The sequence below is a fragment of the Natrialba sp. SSL1 genome (assembly GCF_001861355.1).
GTDB lineage: Archaea > Halobacteriota > Halobacteria > Halobacteriales > Natrialbaceae > Natrialba.
Map to the genome: position 1 here is coordinate 33031 of NZ_MASN01000060.1, position 20521 is coordinate 53551.

Genomic DNA, 20521 nt, shown 5'->3' on the forward strand with positions numbered 1-20521 from the left:
CCGGCAAGTGATGGAAAGTTATACAGCCACGACGCTCTCAGAGCTATATAAGCAAATGAGCGACGCGGGATACGACCACGCAGCAGTCGAGCAACGCTGGCAGGCCGCGTGGGACGACGCGGGCGCGTATCGGACATCGGACGACGTCGACGATCCGACGTACGTCCTCGGGATGTATCCGTACCCGTCCGGGAAACTCCACATGGGCCACGTCCGAAACTACACCATTACGGACGCCTACGCCCGATACCGTCGAATGCAGGGCGACGACGTCCTCCACCCGATGGGCTGGGACGCCTTCGGCCTCCCCGCCGAGAACGCGGCCAAGGAGCGCGACACCAACCCGCGCGACTGGACGTTCGACTGCATCGACACGATGCGCGACCAGATGCGCGCGATGGGCTTTGGCTACGACTGGGAGCGCGAGATTGCGACCTGTACGCCCGAGTACTACCAGTGGAATCAGTGGCTCTTCTCCCGGTTCCACGAGGAAGACCTCGTCGAGCGCCGCGACGCCGAAGTGAACTGGTGTCCCCACTGTGAAACCGTCCTCGCAGACGAACAGGTCGAGGGCGAGGCCGAACTCTGCTGGCGCTGTGACACCCCCGTCGAGCAGCGCGAACTCGAGCAGTGGTTCCTGAAGATTACCGAGTACGCGGACGAACTACTCGAGGACATCGACGAACTGGAAGGCTGGCCGAACTCGGTCCGCCAGATGCAGCGCAACTGGATCGGTCGCCAGTACGGTGCCGAGGTGGAGTTCGAAATCGGTGGTCACGGCTCTGTTACCGCCTTTACTACTCGCCTCGACACCATCCACGGCGCAACGTTCTTCGCACTCGCGCCGGACCACCCGATCAGCGAGCAGGCTGCCGAGGAGGACGACGATGTCCGCCACTTCATCGAGCACGAGGCTGACCCCGAGGGCGACGAGCCAAACGGTGTCGCAACAGACCTGACGGCGACGAACCCCGTAACGGGCGAGGAGATTCCCGTCTACGTCGCGGACTTCGTCCTCTCAGATGTTGGGACGGGCGCACTGATGGCCGTTCCTGGCCACGACGAGCGCGATCACGCCTTCGCCGAGAAGATGGGCGAGGAGATCGTCCCCGTTATCGCGCCCGAACCCGAGGAGGGCGAGGAGCCGGAGATTCCCGACATCAGCGAGGAGGCGTTCACCGATGACGGCGTGCTCGTCAACTCGGGCGAGTACGACGGACTCGACAGCGAGACGGCCCGCGAGCGCCTGACCGACGACATCGAGAGCGCCGAGCACACCACACAGTACCAGCTGCGCGATTGGGGCATCTCCCGCCAGCGCTACTGGGGAACGCCGATTCCGGTCGTCCACTGCCACGACGGCTGTGGCTCGGTCGTCGTGCCCGACGAAGAGCTCCCCGTCGAGTTGCCCGAGTTCATCAACACCACCGGCAACCCGCTGGATGCCGCCGAGGAGTGGAAGCAGACGACCTGTCCCGACTGTGGTGGCGACGCCACCCGTGAGACGGACACGATGGACACCTTCGTCGACTCCTCGTGGTACTTCCTGCGGTACGTCTCACCCGAACTGGACGAGGCACCGTTCGACCTAGCGCGTGCGAACGACTGGATGCCGGTCGACCAGTACGTCGGCGGCATCGAACACGCCGTGATGCACCTGCTGTACTCGCGATTCTTCACCAAAGTCCTCGCGGACCACGAGGGCCTGGAACACCGCGAGCCGTTCACGAACCTGCTCGCTCAGGGGATGGTCCAGCTAGAAGGCGAGAAGATGTCCAAGTCGAAGGGGAACACCGTCTCGCCCCAGCGGATCGTCGAGGAGTACGGCGCGGACACCGCGCGCCTGTTCATGATGCAGGCCGCCCAGCCCGAGCGCGACTTCGACTGGAGCGAGGAGGGCGTGCGCTCGACGAACGCCTTCCTGACGCGACTGAAGGAGATGGTCGAAGACTTCGCCACGGAGCAGCCTGCCGGCGAGGACGACGCCATTGCACGCTACGTCGCGAACGAAATCGATGCGACAGTCGCCATCGCCGGTGGCGAGTACGACGACCTGACGTTCAACCGTGCACTGCGTGAGACCCAGGACCTCGTCCGCACGCTGCGCCAGTATGCAGCGTACACTGAACCCCACGCAGAAACCTACGAGCGCGGTCTCTCTGCGGTCGTGCGCCTGCTCGCCCCCGTCGCACCACACCTGGCGGAGGAGTTGTACGCCGAACTCGACACCGGCGAGGACGGGGACGAGAACAGGACCGAGAACGCGTTCGTCGTCGACGCATCGTGGCCGACCGCAACGGTCGACCGCGAGTACGTCACGAAACGCCGCCAGCTCGTCGAAAACACCCGCGAGGACGTCCGCGACATCATCGATGTCGCCGGCATCGAGGACCCGCAGGCGATCGACGTCGTCGTCGCGCCCGACTGGAAGTACGACGCACTCGAGATCGCCATCGAGAGCGACGCACCGAACCTGATCGGCGAACTAATGCAGGAGTCGCACATCCGCGAACAAGGCGATGCCGCAGCTGACTACGGTCAGGACCTGCAGGCCGAACGCGAAGCGCTGTCGATGACGCTCGGTCCCGATGAGGAACACGAGGCACTCGAGTCCGCCGCGTGGCTCCTCGAGCGCGAGTTCGAGGCGCCTGTGTCGGTCGTCCACGCGGACGAAGTTGACGAGAGCGTGTTGAAGAACGCAGCGCCGGGGCGGCCAGCGATCGAGATCGACGACTGAGACGGCCCGGTATAGTCGCTTTTACCGCGACCGCGAGCAGACTCCGGTCGCGCCGGCAAACCGTCACAGCAGACCGGGAGGCGAGACAGTTTCAGGGGAACGAAATCAGAGACTGCAGTCTGCAGTCTGCAGTCTGCAGTTTCGATGACGGAATTTATGGTCCGCAGGGTAGTAACTGACTCGTGACTCCGTCCGGCGATCCGCCACCGGCAGACGGACAGGCGAGTCCGTCACAGGTATCGATATCGCTGTTAACCGATGCAGATATCGCAGTCGTGCAACTGACTCCGACTGGCAAGATCGTCGCGACAACCAACGCGTTCGCTGATCAGACGGGCTACTCTCGCGCTGCGTTACAGGACAGGTCACTCACAGCACTGCTCACGCACGTTCCAGACGCGCTCGAATCAATTCTGGACGATGAAACGGCGTCGGAACCATCAGCGACACCATCGGCACCGCCGACACCAGCAACTGAACTCGATACCAACACGCTTGTGCTCCCCATCCAGACGGCAACCGGTGAGACGGTCAGATTCGAGGCCCAACTCGAGTACACCCCCACCGAAGCGGGAGCAAACGTACTCACGGGGGTACTCACTCGGCTTCCGGACGCCGAACGGGAGTCCGAATCGGAACCCGGCGGCGATGTGACGCACTCGAATAGATCACCGGACGACGAGCCGTTTGCGTTCGTCGAGCGGCCGGCGGACACCGTCGAGGGCGAAAAGACAGCGCCTGCGAAAGCATTCGTCGCACTGGCCGATGCGCTCTCTGACGGCATCATCGTCCTGGATTCGGACAGTGAAATTCAATACGCGAATCCTGCCGTCAAGCGCATTCTGGGCTATCCACCAGAGGAACTCGTCGGCGGCAGCAAACTCAGCATTATCCCGGAACGGCTCCGCGAAAACCACCTGCAGGCGCTCGAGCGCTATCTCGAGACGGGCGAGCGAAACATCGACTGGGAGTACGTCGAACTGCCCGGCCATCACGCGGACGGCCACGAGGTCCCGCTTGGCATCTCGCTCAACGATTTCTTCTTCGGCGAGCAACGGTACTTCGTGGGGCTATTCCGGGATATTTCACCCCGGAAGGAAGCCGAGCAGGCGCTCCGCGAGCGTGAACAGCAACTCAAGCAGTACAAGGAGTACACTGACGAGATCCTGAACGCGATCGACGACGTGTTCTACGTACTCGATACGGACGGCAGCCTCCAGCGCTGGAACCAGCGTCTCCGTGAGGTAACCGGCTACACGGACGACGAAATCGAGTCGATGCACGCCGCCGAGTTCTTCAGCGGTTCGGACCGCGACGCCATCACAGACGCCGTCGTCTCTGGGTTCGAAACGGGACACGCACGCGTCGAGGCCGACGTCGTGACGAAATCCGGAACGCAGATTCCCTACGAGTTCGTCGCCACCACGCTCGAGGACCCGGACGGACACCCGGTGCTCACCGGAATCGGGCGCGACATGACGACACAGCGCGAACAGCGTCGCAAACTCGAAGCATCGAACGAGCGACTCGAGCAGTTCGCCTACGCCGCCTCTCACGACCTCCAAGAGCCCCTGCGAATGGTGACCAGCTACCTGCAGCTCATCGACCAGCGATACAGCGACCAACTCGACGAAGACGGCGAGGAGTTCATCGCGTACGCCGTCGACGGCGCCGAACGAATGCGCGAAATGATCGACGGGTTACTCGAGTACTCGCGGGTAGATACGCGAGGTGAGCCACTGGAACCGGTCGATCTCGAGGGCGTGCTCGACGACGTGCTCGACGACCTTCAGCTGACGATCGAGGAGTCAGGAGCCGAGCTGACCGTGGATCCGTTGCCGCGTGTCGCTGGCGACCAGCACCAGCTTCGGCAGGTGTTTCAGAACCTCGTGACGAACGCGATCGCCTACAGCGGTGAGGGGGCGCCGGTGGTTCATATTTCGGCTGAGCGGGTGTCGGCTGTCGCTGGGGACGAGGGTGGGAACGGAGACGGAACCGGGGATGGCGGAGAGAAGATGTGGCGACTCGCGGTCGCCGACGAGGGAGTCGGCATCGAACCGGGCGAGACCGACCGTATTTTTCAGGTCTTTCAGCGACTACACGAGAGCACCGGCGACGGGACCGGCCTCGGGCTTGCACTGACACGCCGGATCGTCGAACGCCACGGTGGGCAGATCTGGGTCGAGTCCGAGCCGGGGGAGGGATCGACGTTCTTCCTGACGCTGCCAGCGGTCAGTGAGTCGTCCGGAGACGGGGACGGGGACGGGGACGAAAACGAGGACCGTGACGATCGGCGTCACTGAGTCGAGGAACCTGGCTACACGCCAACTATGCGGTCGGTGTGTGATTGCAGAGAGACAGACCGCGAGCCAGATCGGCGCTCAGTCGGAGACGAATCCTGCGTTGGTGGGACAGCTCCCGCGTTGGTGAGACAGAAATAACCCCATCACAGCACGAAGAGCCAGCAGACCACTCCCAGGGCGGCGAGAATCGGGTGTAAAAGAATGGAGACGGCCGTCCGTGTCGAAATCGGATCGCCGCGATCGCGGTGGCGGGCACCGAGTCGACCGACGAGGTAGGCGAGCGAACCGAGCGGCGTTGCGAACAGCGCGACGGTGAGGGGGCCGAACCAGAGGAGAACCGGATCGGCGCCGGTCCTGACGAGTTCGCCGGCGACGAGATACCCCCAGATACCGACGACGGGAGCGCTCGCGGCCGCCCAGCTTAGCAGCAGTCCGTCGTTTGCGTACGCGACCGCGGTGGCAGCGAGTACGCCCGCCGGAATCACGAGTTGCACGCCGAGCCACGCGGCGAGCGTAAGCCGATGTCCGGCACCGACGGCGACGAGGTCCAGCGCGAGAAACGTCGCGAACGCGAAGGCAGCGATCCAGACGGTGTACCGGCGACTCGCACCGACTCGGTGACCGAACAGGAGACGCGAGCGGCCGTGCCGGCGGGTGAAAGCGGACGCTGGTGTCTCACGCTCGAACAGCCCCGCACGATCCGCCGCCAAAACGACGAGCAGCCCACAACAAAACGTCAGGACGGCAGCCGCGAATCCGGGTGGCGTCGTCGTTGTGGCAGCCGTCGTCGCTGGTCCGGCATCGTCAGCGAGCATCCCGATCCGCGCCGGCTCGCGGACGAGCACGCCAACGACCAGCGCGACGAGACTCACGAGCGCGATCGGTGCGAACAACCGGTCGACAGCGGCTGCGAGCCGCTCGACGAATCCCGGTTCGCCAGCCGCGATGACAACCGCTTGCTTCGACGGCTCGTAGACCGTGACCTCCCGGCCGTTCTCGCCGTACCGGGTTTCGACCGGCTCCAGCAGGTCCGCCGACTCGAGTTTGTCCACGTGATAGCCGACGTTCTGAATGCTCGTCTCGAGTTCCGCGGCCAGTTCCGAGCGGGTGCAGCCCTCCTTGTAACACGCCGCTAACACGGCACGAGAGGTTTCGGAGCCGAGCGCGTCGAACAGTTGGTCCGCGTCCTCGCCCTCGAGTCCGGCGACGGCTGGCTCGTCGGCGTCCTCGCGAAATCGTCGTACGAGCCGGCCGGCGAGTCGATCCATACCCGAACTGTCGTACTCGATGATAAAAGCATGTCCGGGCGGTCAAACGGTCGTTTGAGCCGGCGGTACGAGCCATCCGACGGCGGATACCCGAGTCAGCTAGATCTGTCGTTGAAGGTGGTTTTGGTTTCATCCGGTGTCCCACCCGTGTAGCCATGCCGGGCTACCGTTTACGGACGGCCGCCTCGAATCCAATCGCGAAATGCTCGAACTGTATCAAGCAGAAGGCTGTCCGCACAGCACGGACGTCCGCGAGACGCTCACCGATCTCGGCGTCTCGTACGTGATTCACAACCCGCGCCGTCCCGGCGGGGAGGGCGGCGACGTGCTCAACGACCAGACCTACGAGACGATGACGGCGCTCAGCGACGAGGATTCGATCCCGTTCCTGGTCGATACGGATCGTGAAAAAACGCTCTCGGAGAGCGAGGAAATCGTGGCCTATCTCGAGGAGCACTACGGGTAATCGAGTCGTCGCTTAGTCGGCAGCGACTTCGAGCTTCGCCGTCTCCTGTGCCCCAATGGCTTCGACGACGAGTTCGGCGATGTCGACGATTTCGATGTCGTCCTCGTAGCCGCCGGTCTTGCGACCGTCTTCGTACATCGTCATGCACATCGGACAGGCGACGACGAATTTTTCAACGCCAGCGCCGGCGTCGGTGTCCTCGAGTGCCTCCCGAATCCGTTCCTCGCTCGGCTTTGGCTCCTCTTCGAAGTCCATCCAGAGACCACCGCCACCGCCACCACAACAGAACGAGTTGTCGCGGTTGCGCGGCATCTCGTCGAGCTCACAGCCCGTCGCACGGATGAGGTCACGCGGCGCCTCGTACTCGTCGTTGTACCGGCCCAGGTGACACGGGTCGTGGTACGTGACGGTGTAGTCGAGTTCGGTTCCGTTCAGGTCGAGCGCGCCGCCCTGCACGAGTTCCTCCACGGCCTGCGTCCAGTGGAGCACGTCGATCTCGCCGTCTGCGTTCCACTCGTCGGTGTAGTCGAACGGCATCATCGGGTCGTCTGCGAACTCCTCGAAGTCGAGCTCCGGATACTCGTTTTTGAACGTGTTGTAGGAGTGTGGGTCCGTACAGACGATTTTGTCGAACTCGCAGTCCTCCCAGGTCTCGACGTGGTGGCCGGCGAGTTCGACGTAGAGGAACTCCTCACCGACACGACGGATGTCGTTGCCGTCGTACTTTTCATCCTCGAAGAGGATCCCGAAGCTGACGTCTGCTTCCTGCAAGATTGTCGCGAGCGAGCGTGCAACCTGCTTGTTGCGCTCGTCGTAGCTCGGGTAGTCCCCGACGTACCAGAGGTAGTCGACTTCCTCCTCACGGGCGTCGGCCACGTCGAACTCGAGTTCGTCCGCCCAGTCGGCGCGGTCGCGAGGCGAGTCGCCGAAGGTGTTGCCGTCCTGCATGACGTTCTGGAAGACGTCTTGCATGCTGGGGGCGATGTCACCCTGATCGGTCATCTGGCGGTTGAGTCGCGTGAAGGACTGGAGGTGCTCGATCTCGACGGGACAGGCGTCCATGCAGGCCATGCAGGCCATGCAGGACTCCATCGTTTCCGTGTTGATGACGCTCGTGCCGCCGTCGGCGATGATCGGCTTCTCTTCGCCGCCGTCGTCGAGTTCCTCGCGGTACTTCTTGAGGTCGAGGATGACGTTTCGCGGGTCGAGCGGGCGGTCGGAGGCCTTCGCCGGACAGACCGACGAACAGCGACCACACTTGGTACAGGCGTCCTGATCGAGGATTTCCTTCCAGGTGAAGTCGTCGATGGATTCGGCGTTCGTCGCGTCTAAGTCCGACGGGACGTTTGGCAGGCGTGCACCGGCCTTCTCGTCGCGCGTGACGACGTTCGCGAACGAGGAGATCATGTGGAACGGCTTGGCGTACGGAATCCACGCGACGAAGAAGAGCGCAAGAAGCGAGTGGGACCACCAGAACAGCCAGTGGATCGTCTCGGCGTTGTAGCCGAGGGCTCCCGCCGCGCTGTAGTCGACGCCGTTGACCGTCGCCTCGAGTGCGGCACCGGTCGTCGGTACGTCGATCGCCTGGAAGATCATCGCGATGCCGTAGCCAACGAAGCTCACGATTTCGTGGTCAGGCATGCCGGTCGCGTAGATGCGTGCGCCTTCGAGCAGGAAGCCACCGACACCGAGACCGAACAGCGTCCAGATGAAGAGGTCGTCCTCGTTCGAGGTGTGTCGACCCCAGAGGCGGTGATTGCGGACCCAGTAGCGACGGTACATCGCCATCCCGATCCCGACGACGAACAGCAGTCCCATCGCGTCGACCATGAACTGATAGGCGAGATAGAAATCACCCTCCCAGAAGACGATGCCGAAGATGAGTTCGGACGTGTACTGCTCGAAACCGATGATCAGCGTCGCGATGAGCAGCGTCAGGAATCCCCAGAGGATAAACGAGTGCATCAACCCGCCGTACAGATCCCGATTGAACTGCTTCTCGTTCGAGAGAACGATCTTTGCAGAACTCACGATACGACTCGGCAGATCGTTGAGACGGGCGAACGGATCGTCGTCGCCCTGCGCGTACCGGCTAAATCGCAGGTACACGCCGTATGCGAAGACAGCGAGAGTTATCGCTACAAGGAGATAGAACAGAACGTACCCGACGTCACTGATCCCCAGGTAGGTCTCCCTCCCTGCGTTCGCCTGTGCTATGACGTTCATATGCAATCAGGGGGTGGGGCGTAACTTAATTCTTGCCACACCGCGCGAGAGACGACCGCTACGCCCTCTTGCGGAAATTATTCCTGCGTTTTCAAGTTTATAATTGTTGTCAATGCGTCAGTTGCGCCCAACGCTATCTGGCAACAGTCTTAAATAGCCTCCCATCGGGAGTGTCCACCCATGAACGAAAAAACCGAAGAACTCCGCGATATCTTCACCGACGTGACCGACGGCGAGGAGACGATCACCGAATCGCAGGAAGACACCCGTGGATCACTCGAGAAGGACGAGCAAACTGACGACGAGCGACTCGAGAGCGTCGTCGCGCAGATGCGCGAGCGCTACGAGTTCGAGACGCCGCTGTCGGACGAGGAGTTGATCGCAGTCGCGAAGGCGTTCTACGACGACGACAGCGATGCGGCTATCGCTGACGACCTCGGCGCTACTCCCGAGGCCGTCTTCGAGGCCCGCATGGCCCTCCACCTCGTCGGCGAGGACGATGCCGACGAGGTGGACCTCGTTGCGATTCGCGACCGCGACGAGGACGACGAAACGCTCGCGACAGAGTACGACGTGAGCGCCGACGAGATCCGTCGCTTCCGCCGCATTGCGGCCGCACAGGACGAATCTCGTGCCGCAAACGACCGCTACCGCGACGAGTTCGACAGCATCCTCGCCGACGCCGACCTCTCGGCACAGATGGCGACCGACGTGCGCGAGGACGGTCTCGAAGACGCGACCGAGGGGATGGAGACGAACGTCGACTTCTAACGCTCCACTCAACTGCGCCGTTCCGGTTGGCGACCCCACACGCTGCGCGGGTTTTTATACGAAGAGCCGGCCAGACGAGCCGTGAGCCACCCCCACGTCACGTTCAGCGACCTCCGAACCGCCGCCTACTGCCCGCGAAAGTGTTACTACCAGCGGACGCGCGAAACGGACCACAACCCACCGCCCGAAATCGAGACGATCCGCACCCTTGCAACCCAGTACGAGCGACTCCTCGAGTCCCCTGTGGCTGCACTCGAGTCCGAACCGATCGCGCGACCGCCAGCCAACTATCAGCGGACGCTGGCCGAAACGCACGAGCGCCTCGAGAAACGCGGCGAGTGGAAGCGCCTCTGCAACCCGGAGCAGTGGAACGTACTCGTTTCGGGGAAAGACTGTCGCGGACGAGTTCACAAGGTTCTCACGGAGCCGCTGGAACCCGTGCTGGTCTCGACCGGCTCACCGCCTGAGCAAGGTGTCTGGGAGCCACAGACGGTTCACGCTGTCGCGGCCGCGAAGGCACTCGCCTGGGAGCACGAAACGGTGATCGAGCGGGTCTGGCTCGAGTACCCCGCCCACGGCGTCATCCGTGAGGTTCAGTTGACGACCCGCCGGAAGGCACGGTATCGACGCGCGCTGCGGACGGTTCGCGAACTGGACGGGCCGCCAGCACGGACGACGAACCGGTCGAAGTGTGAATCCTGCGAGTTCGCCGAGGAGTGTGGCGTGCGGACGCGAACGCTGCGGTCGCTGCTCGGCTTCGGCTGAGGGGCAAGCGGAGATTTCACCAGGAATCAGTGCGTCGCGAACCAGGTCTCGATCTCGTCGGCCAGCGCACCGCGACGGTGGATCGTCTCGCTCGACGGATCGACGACGGTGCTTTCGGTACCCGGCGTCTCGCCACCATCGAGCACCGCCGCGACGGACGCACGGAGGTCGTCGTCGAGGTCTGCGAGTCGCCGAACGCTTCCGCTCCCGCTCACGTTCGCGCTCGTGGCCGTGATCGGCGTCCCTGCGCGTTCACACAGCGCCAGCGCGGTCGGCTGATCGGGGACGCGGATCCCGACGCGGTCCTCGCCCGCAGTCAACACGTCGGGGACGTTCTCGAGTCGGCGACAGAGAACCGTCACGGGGCCGGGGAGAAACGTAGCCATGAATCGCCGCTCGCGCTCGGTTGTGCGGACGTAGTCGAACGCTGCTGGCACTGAAGGGACGCCGAGCGAGATCGGCTTGGAGCGGTCCCGGCCCTTCACCTCGAAGACGCGCTCGACGGCGTCGGGATCGAGTGCGTCCGCACCGAGGCCGTAGACGGTTTCGGTGGGGTAGACGACGAGGTCGCCGTCGCGGATGGCGTCCGCGGCACGGTCGATGGAAGTGGGTGACATTTGGCGAGAACTGGGGCCGGTACCGCAAAAAGGATACCGCGTTCCAGCGGACGGCAAGCCCGTTCCGTCGGGTTCAGAGCCCGAACTCGTCCTCGAGTTCGTCGTACTCCGGGAACTCGGGCCAGTCGGTGGCGACCCACGAGGCGGTGATCGTCATGTCGTCGTCGATGGCGAAGAAGGCCACTCGCGGCTCGCTCACACCAGCCATCCCGTCGAGATCGTGTGGAATCCCGTAGGCGTCTGCGACGTCGTTTGCCGGGTCGGCAAAGAGGTCGAACGGGGCGTCGTTCTCGGCGATGAATTGCGAAATTGCGTACGGCGTCGAGGCCGTGACGCCGACGACGCGGTCGGCACGCTCGGCCCAGTCGCGGTCGCGCAGTTCCTCCCAGACGTAGGTGCCGACGAACGAACCGATCATCGGCGTGAAGACGACGATCGTCTGGCCACCGCCACCCTCGGCGACGAGCTCGGAGAGCGTGCGGTCTTCCCAGAACTCGTCCGTCACGAGCGGCCGAGTGAAATCGGGTGCCGATTCGCCGACGTCAGGGTGGTCCGCCGGACCAAGATCGACGACATCGAATTCGGGCATTAGTCGTCACCCCCGGCGGCTGCGCCGGTCTCGGTTTCGGACGAAGACGAGTCACCGGAACCGTACGTCGATTCCAGATAGTCCACGATGTTCGCACTCTCGGCCATCGTCACGCCGGTCCGGTCGTCGACGATCACGGGAACCGTGCGAACACCCGCAACTCGCTTGACCACGTTGCGCTTCGAGTGCAGCGGCTCGACGAATCGCGACTGGTACTCGAGTCCGAACTCCTCGAGCAGGCGAGCGACGCGTTCGCAGTATGGACACGCCTGCAGGCGGTAGAAGGTGATCGGTGCCTCGCCGCCGGGAGTCGCATCATCGACGTCGGTTGTGGTGTCACTCATGTGCAGGCGTTCGGGAAACAGCCGGGTAAACGTGTCGTCAGCGGGCAAACGGGTAGAAATGGTAAACGGTTAACCGATCGGGTGAGAAGGCTGTACATCAATGGCGCTGGTTTCGCTCGCTGAGGTCTGGGTCGCGCTGTACGAGGTTCCAGTCGTGGGGCTCGAACTCGAGCAGACGACGGTCACCATGCTTGGCGCGCTCACAGTTGCGGTTCTTATCGGACTCTCCGGGTTCTTCTCCTCGTCGGAGATTGCGATGTTCAACCTCTCGAAGCACCGGCTGGAGGGGATGGTCGAGGACGGGATCGAGGGCGCAGCCCGGGTCAAGGAGCTGAAGGACGACCCACACCGGCTGCTCGTGACGATTCTCGTCGGCAACAACATCGTCAACATCGCGATGACCTCGATCACCACCGCCCTGCTCGGCCTCTACTTCGGCGGGCTGACCGCCGTCGTGCTCTCGACGTTCGGCATCACGGCTATCGTCCTCCTGTTCGGCGAGAGCGTTCCCAAGTCCTACGCCGTCGAGAACACCGAATCCTGGTCCGTCCGCATCTCGCGACCGCTGAAGGCCACGGAGTACGTGCTCTTTCCGCTGATCGCCCTCTTCGATTACCTCACCCGGCAAGTGAACAGACTCACGGGCTCGACCGGGGCAATTGAATCGCCGTACGTCACCCGCGACGAGATTCAGGAGATGATCGAATCCGGCGAGCGCGAGGGTGTTCTGGAGGAGGAAGAACACGAGATGCTTACCCGGATCTTCCGCTTCAACAACACCATCGTCAAGGAGGTGATGACACCCCGGCTCGACATGACGGCGGTGCCGAAGGATGCGAGCATCGACGAGGCCATCGAGACCTGTATCCAGAGCGGTCACGCCCGCGTCCCCGTCTACGAGGGCAGCCTCGACAACGTCCAGGGAATCGTCCACATCCGCGACCTCGTCCGCGATCTCAACTACGGCGAGACCGAAGCCGAGGACCTCGAACTCGCAGACCTCATCCAGCCGACGCTGCACGTTCCCGAGTCGAAGAACGTCGACGAACTCCTGACCGAGATGCGCGAGAATCGGATGCACATGGCCATCGTTATCGACGAGTTCGGCACCACCGAGGGGCTGGTGACGATGGAGGACATGGTCGAAGAAATCATCGGCGAAATCCTGGAAGGCGGCGAGGATCTCCCGATCGAGGAACTCGACGAGCGCACCGTGATGGTCCGCGGCGAGGTCAACATCGAGGACGTCAACGAGGCACTCGAGATCGATCTCCCCGAGGGCGAGGAGTTCGAAACGATCGCCGGCTTCATCTTCAATCGTGCGGGCCGCCTCGTCGAAGAGGGTGAGGAGATCACCTACGACGGCGTCCGGATCACCGTCGAGAGCGTCGAGAACACGCGAATCATGAAAGCACGGCTGCGCAAGCTCGAGGAGTACGGCGAGGACGACGGCGAGCAGTCAGCGGTTGCAGGTGACGCGAACGGGAACAACGACGGCGAGTAAGCGAGAACGGAACAGCAGGCAGTGAGATCGCTGTTGTATCGATGGCCGTCGACCGGTCCGTTTCGAGGCCGCGTTACAAAACGTTACAAAACGTTACAAAATGGATCGCGATGTCAGAACGCTACGCCGTCGACTCCGTCCGTGACGTGGCGACGAGCCCCTCAATCTCCGTCGCGACCGCCGGCGGAACCGCAAGCCGCCGCGGCCCCGCCACGTACGTCCCGTCAGGCTGAGCGTACTCGAGTGTCAGGACGACCGTGTCGCCGATCTGTCGGGACGACACCGACTCGATCAGCCGGAGGTCGATCGCCTGCTCGGGGTCGTAGAGGTAGATTGCACGTTCCTCGCGATCGAGTGCACCGATAGATCGCAGGAAGGAGGCGAGGACGAGTGCGACGAGCGCGAGTGGTATCAACAGTGCTGCAAGCCCGGTGAACGGGCCGGCACCGGTGGCGAGCAGTTCGTTCTGCGAGACGTACCGACCGACGAGCATCAGCGATGCGATGACGCCGGCCATGATCAGGGTGCCGGTTGCGGCGTCGATCGCGCGCTCAAGGCCGCGACCGGACGGCATCGGAACGGGCAGCGAGTCGGCGAGTGCACGCACTCGCTGTTCGGTGTTTCCGGCGAGTATGAGGACCAGCGTGGTGACGACGAGTGCGGCAGTGAACGCGACGACGATCGGCTGGCCGGCGGTCTGGCCGGCAAGGTCGTAGACACGCCAGAAGACGATGATCGAGATGGTAGCGAAGAACGTCCCGACGCCGAGTGACCACAGGAGCCAGACGGTCCGCGAGGTCGAGGCGTCGCGCCGCCATTGAATGGGGCCGTCTTCGGAGCGGTCAGGGTCAGGGTCGAGGCGGGGGCCGGAGTCGGAGTCGACCCCATCAAGGTCGTCAGGAACAGGGGCCGCACTCCGACTCGCGCCCTGCTCCCCGTTCGCCTGCGGATTCGAGCCCGAACCGGCGTTAGTGCTCGGCGTCGCACTCGAGTTCGAGTTCGGTTGTACGTTCGCGTCCTCCTCCATAGCTGAACTCGCCGCCGGTCGTGTAAAGACTGTTCGATGTCTACCCGGCTGTCGGCCCTGACAGTACAGGGGGTAGAAGAGCTACAGCAGGAGGATGTCGAGGATGGTGTACCCGCCGTAGGCGATGATGATCGAGCCGGCGAGCGAGAGGATCCATGCGAGGACGGTGTAGCCCATCTTGCGCGCGCTCACGCCGCCACCGGCCTCAGCCGCGGCGTAGCCGCTGCCGATGATCGCGCTAACGATGATCTCGTTGAACGAGACCGGAATCCCGAACAGGACCGCCGCCTGGGCGATCATGAACGACGGGATGAGCGCGGCGATCGACCGCCGCGGCCCGAGCGAGGAGTAGTCCTGTGCGATCGCTTTGATCATCCGGGGTGCGCCCGTCCAGGAGCCGAGCAGGAGACCGAATCCACCGCCGAGAAGCAAGGCAATTAGCGGCAGGCCGACGTCATCCGAGAGCGGAATCAGCGGGCCGATCGCCAGCCCGACCTGGCTGCCGCCAGCTGAAAAGGCCACGAGTGCACCCAGCACGAGTAGGAAGTGCCGTTCACCACGTTCGACATCGCCACGGAGATCTAAACCGACCGCACCGCCCCACAGCACTGCGATGATCGCCGTCAGGACGACGACGCCGGCGAGGTCGGGACCGGGAACCCAGCCGCTCGAAGCCTGCGCAATCGACGCACCGCCTGCCTCAGCGGACCCGAGAATCGCGAACTCGATGTTCGCGACGAGCACGCCGACGAAGGCGGCCAGGCCAACGATCAGGTACGTCTCGGCGATTGGCTCACTCCGGAGCAAGCGAGCGATTGCGTAGGCGAGACCGCCGCCGACGAACGGCGTGAGAATCCACAGCGTCGCAATCTCGATGTACTTCGGCCAGGCGGGATCACCCCCCATCGCGAGCCCGACGCCGACGACTGCCCCGGTGACGGTGAAGGCCGTCGCGATGGGGTAGCCGGCGAAGACGCCGATCGCGACCAGTGCGGCCGCGATGATCAGTGCGATCGTCGCCGCACTCGGCGAGAGGACGACGCCGCCGATGAGTTCCGTTCCGACTGCTTCGGAGACGTTCGCTCCCTGTAATACCGCACCGCTAAATCCGAGGATACCGACGAAGAAACCCGCACGCATCACTGAAATCGCGTTCGCGCCGACAGCGGGAGCAAACGGCGTCGACCCACTCGAGCCGGCACCGATCGCCCAGGCCATAAAGAGGCTCGCAAGGGCGGCGATCAGGAACGTGGCGATCGTCGCGATTTCGACCATCTGTTCGGGCTTTCCAGTGGGGACTACAAGTGTGTGCCGGCCTGCGGTTGCTGGAGAACGTTGGCCCCGGTAAGTTGAGTAGTGAATTCACCTGGGGTCGAGTAGCGGGCTCGGTTCGACACGGACCGAACGAGAACGGAGGGAGACCAGCAAGAAACGGGGGAGGCCAGCAAGGAGCGAACGGGGACAACCACGCCCTCGTCGCGCGAGCGCGGCCCCCTCAGTCGAGATCCGCGCGCTGGAACCGCCAGTAGCCGACGAGAAACGGAACGGTCGCCCACGCGAGCAGGACGCCGAGACCGAACAGGTTCGGCGCGTGCGGAGCCGTTGTCGTCCCGCCGACAAAGGCGATATCGAGCAGATCGGGAACGTAGTATCGCGCCCCATCGAACGCGTGTAGCGGATTCAACCGGTTTGCGTACAGAAACCACGTCGGTTCCTCGAGTGTAGCGAACCGACCTGCGAGGGGATCCACGCCCGTTTCGGCCTGTCCAGTCACGACGAGCGAAACGAGCGAGATGACGAGGTTGTCCCAGAGAACCACACACAGCGCATAGAGCCCGATCAAAATCCCGATTACTCGCGTCTCGCTGGCGAAGGTACTCGAGACGCCGACCGTCACGCCGAGCCACGCGAACGTATAAAGGATGATCACGGCGAGGCCGCCGACGATTTCTGTCGGCCCGTCCGTCCCGAACTGCGCGACGACGAACGCCAAGAGCAGGAGTGCAACGGCGAGGACGACGGCGAGGAGCGTCGCGGCGCGGCCGACGTATTTTCCGGTCACGATATCCCGTCGATGCCCCGGTTGACCGAGGAGAAGACGGATTCGACCTGAATCTCGCTCACCGACGACCGCTCGATAGCCGAGGATTATCACGAGCAGCGGGACGAACTCCGCGAACGTGTCGAACGTCGACAGGAAGGGGTACGTCGTTCCCGCGAGGAGGTCGCCGTAGAGCCACAGCCGCGTGACGACGAACAGGCCGAGAACGGCGGTTACGACCCAAAGCACCCGCGACCGGACCGCGTCGGTGACCTCCGCGCGGGCGATTTGCAGGGTCGCACTCACGCACTCTCACCGCCCGGTGTCTCGATTGGCTCGGCATCCTCAGTCGAGTCAGTCGAGTCAGTCGAGTCAGTCGAGTCAGTCGTAAGTTCAGCGAACAGGTCCTCGAGCGAGGCCTGTTCGACGTCGATGTCGACGACGGATGCGCCGGTGTCCTCGACGCGACTGATGGCCGCCGACTTCACGCCGGGATCGGCGCACTCGATCCGAAGCGTGGCGCCGGTTCGCTCGACATCCGTCACATCGGGGAGTTCCAACAGTCCGTGATCGTCGTCCGGGTCGGGGCCGGAGCCGGGGTCGGCGTCGAGCGTGAGCACGAGCACCGATCGCGAGTCCAGAGAGTCCCGCAGGTTCTCGACCGTACTGACCGCGAGCAACTCGCCGTCGTCGAGGACGCATACGCGATCGCAGATCGCCTCTACCTGCTCGAGTGCGTGACTCGAAAAGAAAATCGTCGCGCCGCGGTCGGCTTCCTCGCGAAGCAGAGTTCGAATCTCGTGCATCCCGTTCGGGTCGATTCCGGACGACGGTTCGTCGAGGATCAGCACGTCGGGCTCGCCGACGAGTGCCATCCCGAGTGCGAGCCGTTGGGCCATTCCCTTCGAGTAGTCGCCGGCGCGCTGATCCGCGGCGTCGGCGAGTCCGACCCGCTCGAGGATCTCGTCCGGGTCGTCCGCGGCATCGTTCATCTCGATGGCAAACGCGACGTGTTCGCGTCCGGTCAGTCGGTCGTAGAGGCTGTACTCGTCGGGGAGGATTCCGATTCGCTCGCGAACTGCACGCGGGTTCTCCTGTGGGTCGTCGTCGAGAATCGACGCGCGTCCGTCCGTCGGCCGAATGAAGTCGAGCAGCACGTCTATCGTCGTCGACTTTCCAGCCCCGTTCGGCCCGAGGAAGCCGAATATTTCGCCGCGTTCGACGGTCAGGTTCACGTCAGAGATCGCCTCGAGGTCACCGTATCGTTTCGTGAGACCCTCCGTCTCTATCGCAGTCATTCGTTCTCAACTATCACCAACACATGTTGAATTAAAATCGTTTGGGTCACGAACGGTTGGACTCACTCGAGGTCCACACGCTGGAACAACCAGGAACCGACGAGCAGCGGCAGCGCCAGCCACGCGAGTAGGACGCCGACACCGAACAGATTCGGGCCGTGTGGCACAGCGACCGAACCGCCATCGACAGCCGCCTGAAGCACCTCGTAGCTGTAAAACACGGTTCCCGTGAACGCCTCCGCAGGCCCAAGTCGAAACGCGTACAGGAACCACGTCGCTCCCTCGGCGTACGTCACGACGGCCGGATCGGCAAACTCGATGAGCCCGCCGAGTTCTCCCGAGCCAGTTACCGCGAGTGCCAACACTCTGGCGACAAACGGCTCCCACAGCGCGAGCAAGAGCGTGTAGGCGATGAGCATGACACCGATCACCTGCCGCCCCGTCGCGGCCATCGCGGAGACGCCGACGGTCGCACCGAGCCACGCGAGACCGTAAAGCGCCACCGATCCGACGCCGGCGACGAACTCGAGTACACCCACGCTGCCGGTCTGGGTGACGACGAGGACGAGTACGACCAGGATTGCGGCCGAGAGGACGGCGAGAAAGGCGATTACTCGGGCCAGAAACGCTTGGATAACGAGGGTACGTCGTGTGGTCGGTTGCCCGAGGAGGAGTCGAACGCGTCCCGACTCGCGCAGTCGGACGACGGCGTCGTAGCCGATGACGATGGCGAACAGCGGGAGCCAGTGAGTGAACTGGAGGAGGACGAGGAGGAACGACTGTGAACTGGCGTCGATCATCGTCGGGTCGGCGGCCCAGTTTGCGAAGACGAGAAGGACGAGGAGGCCGGTGAGTATCCAGAGCAGATTCGAGCGCACGAGGTCGGTGATGTCGGCCCGAACGAGTGGGTAACCAAAACTCATGCGAGGTTCGGTTTGTGGGGGGCGGGGAACGTAACAACTGATTGATCAAGGTCGTCGGTTCGGCGACGGCGAGCGGGAGTTGATCGACGGCAAAACGAGGGTGAAACCGGTTCCAGCCGATCATGAAACGGGAGGGGGGATGTCAGTGGCTTGCCGTGAAACAGGGGTGACGTCGCCCGCTGGACGTTTGAACCGGAGCTTTCACGACCGACTGTGTTCGAACCCGGCGTCGGCACCGTATATTCGATGGAGGACATCTATTGATAACTAATGGTTCATCCTCGGAATTATTAAACCCATTCCTCGATCACGCGTCCGGGTGCTGACGAGAGATGGTCCGCCTGCTCTCGCCACAACCAAGTTCACTCCCCAGTCCGCAACCGTTAGTCGCGGACGCGCGTTGCAAGGCCGTTGTGGTCGTCGTACGCGTTGGGAAGGTCGAGTTCGTTCGCGCTCGTCTCCCAGCCGGCGCTGGCGAAGATGGTTCGAACCTCGTCTTCGGCCGTCGTGTACGATTCGACGCTGTGTGGAACCGGTGTGTCTTCGTGGCAGTGGACCCCGACGAGACCGTCGACGAACTCCCAGGTCTGGACGTGGTAGCGGCCATTGGCACCGTAGATGTTGGGATCGCCGAACGTCCAGGCGTATCCGAGGCTGGCGTGGGAGTCCTCGAACTGCTCGAGTTCCTGATTCCAGGCGAATCGTCGGTACTCGTGTGGTGGAAGCGCGTCCCAGTCGAGAAACGACCAGCCGTCGTCGGTGAGTACGTCCTGAACGTCGCCGAACGAGCGACTGGAGAGATCGCAGACGATATTGATCGGGTTGCGGCGTTCGTACCCTGTCTCGTCGATATCGCTGTAGGTCCATACCGCGTGGTCGTAGTCGGACTCACTCGGCAAGTGACTGTCCTCTGGGCCATAGTTCTCGGACTGTGCCGCGAAGAGTTCTCGCCACTCCGCCTCCCTCGCGATGTGGGTCGTCCACGGCGCTTCGTCGACCCGCTGTCCCCGTTCGGGAAACAAGTCGTCGTCGAATTTACTTTCGTTGAGTGCAGTTCGATCGTATTCGATTTCGTCGACGAGCTCGTCCCGTTGGGACTCGAGTCGATCACTGAGAGCCGGGCTCCGTTTCCGAACGGTGACGGTGATGGTCTCGGGTTCGTACCGAACCGTCGTCTCTCGGGTCCCCTTGACGCGGAACTGCTCGATCTCGGGTGTTGATCGGGAGGCAGCCCCGCTGGCCGAGCCGCCGATACCGAGTGCCAGTGCTGAGAGTGCGCTTCGTTTCAAAACCGTTCGCCGACTGGTTGGTCCAGTGGTCATAAATCATTTCCAATACATTGATTTATAAATTTGTTTTGTCGAGCAGTAGGTATATAGTAGAACCGTTCAGCTTTCCAGAACCTCCGCTAGTAAAATTGACTCTTCCAATCAGATGAGCCAGCGATGTGAACGGCGTAATACAGGACAGGCGTACGGTTCCAAATCACTCTCGACATCAGCCCTCGTGTCAGTCCACCAATTAATAAATGATAAGGTTCGAACTTGACCAAAACTAATTTATATCCAAAAGATATTTCCAATAGAACGTGGCCTACTCATTTGATGTCTGACAAAGACATTGATTCAGTTAGTCGACGAAC

The 20521-nt window shown here is 62.9% G+C and carries 17 protein-coding genes; 6 read left to right on the top strand and 11 right to left on the bottom strand.

What is annotated here, in order from left to right; translation table 11 throughout:
- Positions 1-55: 55 nt before the first annotated feature.
- Positions 56-2737, top strand: a complete 2682-nt coding sequence (leuS, locus tag BBD46_RS19155) for a leucine--tRNA ligase (RefSeq protein WP_071403640.1) — start codon at positions 56-58, stop codon at positions 2735-2737.
- Positions 2738-2919: 182 nt separating this feature from the next.
- Positions 2920-5040, top strand: a complete 2121-nt coding sequence (locus BBD46_RS19160; RefSeq protein ID WP_071403270.1) for a sensor histidine kinase — start codon at positions 2920-2922, stop codon at positions 5038-5040.
- Positions 5041-5183: 143 nt separating this feature from the next.
- On the opposite strand, the gene BBD46_RS19165 is transcribed toward BBD46_RS19160, so the two are convergent.
- Entirely contained in the window at positions 5184-6308 is a 1125-nt protein-coding gene (locus tag BBD46_RS19165; RefSeq protein ID WP_071403271.1) for an ArsR/SmtB family transcription factor, read from the bottom strand.
- A 202-nt stretch (positions 6309-6510) separates the two neighbouring features.
- Here BBD46_RS19165 and BBD46_RS19170 point away from each other — a divergent pair, with 202 nt between their 5' ends.
- On the top strand, positions 6511-6774 hold the full coding sequence (locus tag BBD46_RS19170) for a glutathione S-transferase N-terminal domain-containing protein (protein WP_071403272.1): 264 nt from the start codon (positions 6511-6513) through the stop codon (positions 6772-6774).
- 12 nt (positions 6775-6786) lie between these two features.
- On the opposite strand, the gene BBD46_RS19175 is transcribed toward BBD46_RS19170, so the two are convergent.
- A complete protein-coding gene (locus BBD46_RS19175) occupies positions 6787-9000 on the bottom strand; it encodes a 4Fe-4S dicluster domain-containing protein (RefSeq protein ID WP_071403273.1) in 2214 nt (737 codons plus the stop codon).
- A 180-nt stretch (positions 9001-9180) separates the two neighbouring features.
- On the opposite strand from BBD46_RS19175, the gene BBD46_RS19180 reads away from it, so the two are divergent.
- On the top strand, positions 9181-9771 hold the full coding sequence (locus BBD46_RS19180) for a conditioned medium-induced protein 4 (protein ID WP_071403274.1): 591 nt from the start codon (positions 9181-9183) through the stop codon (positions 9769-9771).
- 81 nt (positions 9772-9852) lie between these two features.
- Positions 9853-10536, top strand: a complete 684-nt coding sequence (locus BBD46_RS19185; RefSeq protein WP_071403275.1) for a CRISPR-associated protein Cas4 — start codon at positions 9853-9855, stop codon at positions 10534-10536.
- Positions 10537-10562: 26 nt separating this feature from the next.
- On the opposite strand, the gene BBD46_RS19190 is transcribed toward BBD46_RS19185, so the two are convergent.
- The 3 genes from BBD46_RS19190 to BBD46_RS19200 form a co-directional block, all read right to left on the bottom strand.
- A complete protein-coding gene (locus BBD46_RS19190; protein WP_071403276.1) occupies positions 10563-11153 on the bottom strand; it encodes an L-threonylcarbamoyladenylate synthase in 591 nt (196 codons plus the stop codon).
- A 73-nt stretch (positions 11154-11226) separates the two neighbouring features.
- The gene (locus BBD46_RS19195; protein ID WP_071403277.1) at positions 11227-11742 is read right to left on the bottom strand and encodes a redoxin domain-containing protein; all 516 of its coding nucleotides are present in this window, start codon (positions 11740-11742) and stop codon (positions 11227-11229) included.
- Positions 11742-12086 (bottom strand): glutaredoxin family protein, encoded by a 345-nt coding sequence (locus BBD46_RS19200; RefSeq protein ID WP_071403278.1) that lies wholly within the window; start codon positions 12084-12086, stop codon positions 11742-11744. Before BBD46_RS19200 ends, BBD46_RS19195 begins: the two co-directional genes overlap by 1 nt.
- A 100-nt stretch (positions 12087-12186) precedes the next feature.
- Here BBD46_RS19200 and BBD46_RS19205 point away from each other — a divergent pair, with 100 nt between their 5' ends.
- On the top strand, positions 12187-13590 hold the full coding sequence (locus BBD46_RS19205; RefSeq protein ID WP_071403279.1) for a hemolysin family protein: 1404 nt from the start codon (positions 12187-12189) through the stop codon (positions 13588-13590).
- 121 nt (positions 13591-13711) lie between these two features.
- Here the strand turns inward: BBD46_RS19205 and BBD46_RS19210 are convergent, their stop codons facing one another.
- From BBD46_RS19210 to BBD46_RS19235, 6 genes are all read right to left on the bottom strand, one after another.
- Entirely contained in the window at positions 13712-14617 is a 906-nt protein-coding gene (locus tag BBD46_RS19210; protein WP_071403280.1) for a hypothetical protein, read from the bottom strand.
- Between the two features lie 81 nt (positions 14618-14698).
- Positions 14699-15892: an inorganic phosphate transporter gene (locus BBD46_RS19215; RefSeq protein ID WP_071403281.1), complete on the bottom strand. Its 1194-nt coding sequence runs from the start codon at positions 15890-15892 to the stop codon at positions 14699-14701.
- Positions 15893-16112: 220 nt separating this feature from the next.
- The gene (locus tag BBD46_RS19220; protein WP_071403282.1) at positions 16113-16964 is read right to left on the bottom strand and encodes an ABC transporter permease subunit; all 852 of its coding nucleotides are present in this window, start codon (positions 16962-16964) and stop codon (positions 16113-16115) included.
- Positions 16961-17956 carry an ABC transporter ATP-binding protein gene (locus tag BBD46_RS19225; protein WP_071403283.1) on the bottom strand — a complete coding sequence of 332 codons (996 nt, stop codon included), beginning with the start codon at positions 17954-17956 and terminating at the stop codon, positions 16961-16963. The genes BBD46_RS19220 and BBD46_RS19225 overlap by 4 nt, the downstream gene beginning before the upstream one ends.
- A gap of 62 nt (positions 17957-18018) precedes the next feature.
- Complete coding sequence (locus BBD46_RS19230; RefSeq protein WP_071403284.1) at positions 18019-18879, bottom strand: ABC transporter permease; 861 nt, start codon at positions 18877-18879, stop codon at positions 18019-18021.
- A gap of 383 nt (positions 18880-19262) precedes the next feature.
- Positions 19263-20201, bottom strand: a complete 939-nt coding sequence (locus BBD46_RS19235) for a hypothetical protein (RefSeq protein ID WP_071403285.1) — start codon at positions 20199-20201, stop codon at positions 19263-19265.
- Positions 20202-20521: the final 320 nt, after the last annotated feature.

Bases quoted from the DNA above. Each gene is read 5' to 3' on its own strand.
- BBD46_RS19175 (WP_071403273.1), bottom strand. From the start codon at position 9,000: ATGAACGTCATAGCACAGGCGAACGCAGGGAGGGAGACCTACCTGGGG.
- leuS (WP_071403640.1), top strand. From the start codon at position 56: ATGAGCGACGCGGGATACGACCACGCAGCAGTCGAGCAACGCTGGCAG.
- BBD46_RS19230 (WP_071403284.1), bottom strand. From the start codon at position 18,879: ATGAGTTTTGGTTACCCACTCGTTCGGGCCGACATCACCGACCTCGTG.
- BBD46_RS19180 (WP_071403274.1), top strand. From the start codon at position 9,181: ATGAACGAAAAAACCGAAGAACTCCGCGATATCTTCACCGACGTGACC.
- BBD46_RS19215 (WP_071403281.1), bottom strand. From the start codon at position 15,892: ATGGTCGAAATCGCGACGATCGCCACGTTCCTGATCGCCGCCCTTGCG.
- BBD46_RS19235 (WP_071403285.1), bottom strand. From the start codon at position 20,201: ATGACCACTGGACCAACCAGTCGGCGAACGGTTTTGAAACGAAGCGCA.
- BBD46_RS19200 (WP_071403278.1), bottom strand. From the start codon at position 12,086: ATGAGTGACACCACAACCGACGTCGATGATGCGACTCCCGGCGGCGAG.
- BBD46_RS19170 (WP_071403272.1), top strand. From the start codon at position 6,511: ATGCTCGAACTGTATCAAGCAGAAGGCTGTCCGCACAGCACGGACGTC.
- BBD46_RS19195 (WP_071403277.1), bottom strand. From the start codon at position 11,742: ATGCCCGAATTCGATGTCGTCGATCTTGGTCCGGCGGACCACCCTGAC.
- BBD46_RS19225 (WP_071403283.1), bottom strand. From the start codon at position 17,956: ATGACTGCGATAGAGACGGAGGGTCTCACGAAACGATACGGTGACCTC.
- BBD46_RS19190 (WP_071403276.1), bottom strand. From the start codon at position 11,153: ATGTCACCCACTTCCATCGACCGTGCCGCGGACGCCATCCGCGACGGC.
- BBD46_RS19165 (WP_071403271.1), bottom strand. From the start codon at position 6,308: ATGGATCGACTCGCCGGCCGGCTCGTACGACGATTTCGCGAGGACGCC.
- BBD46_RS19210 (WP_071403280.1), bottom strand. From the start codon at position 14,617: ATGGAGGAGGACGCGAACGTACAACCGAACTCGAACTCGAGTGCGACG.
- BBD46_RS19205 (WP_071403279.1), top strand. From the start codon at position 12,187: ATGGCGCTGGTTTCGCTCGCTGAGGTCTGGGTCGCGCTGTACGAGGTT.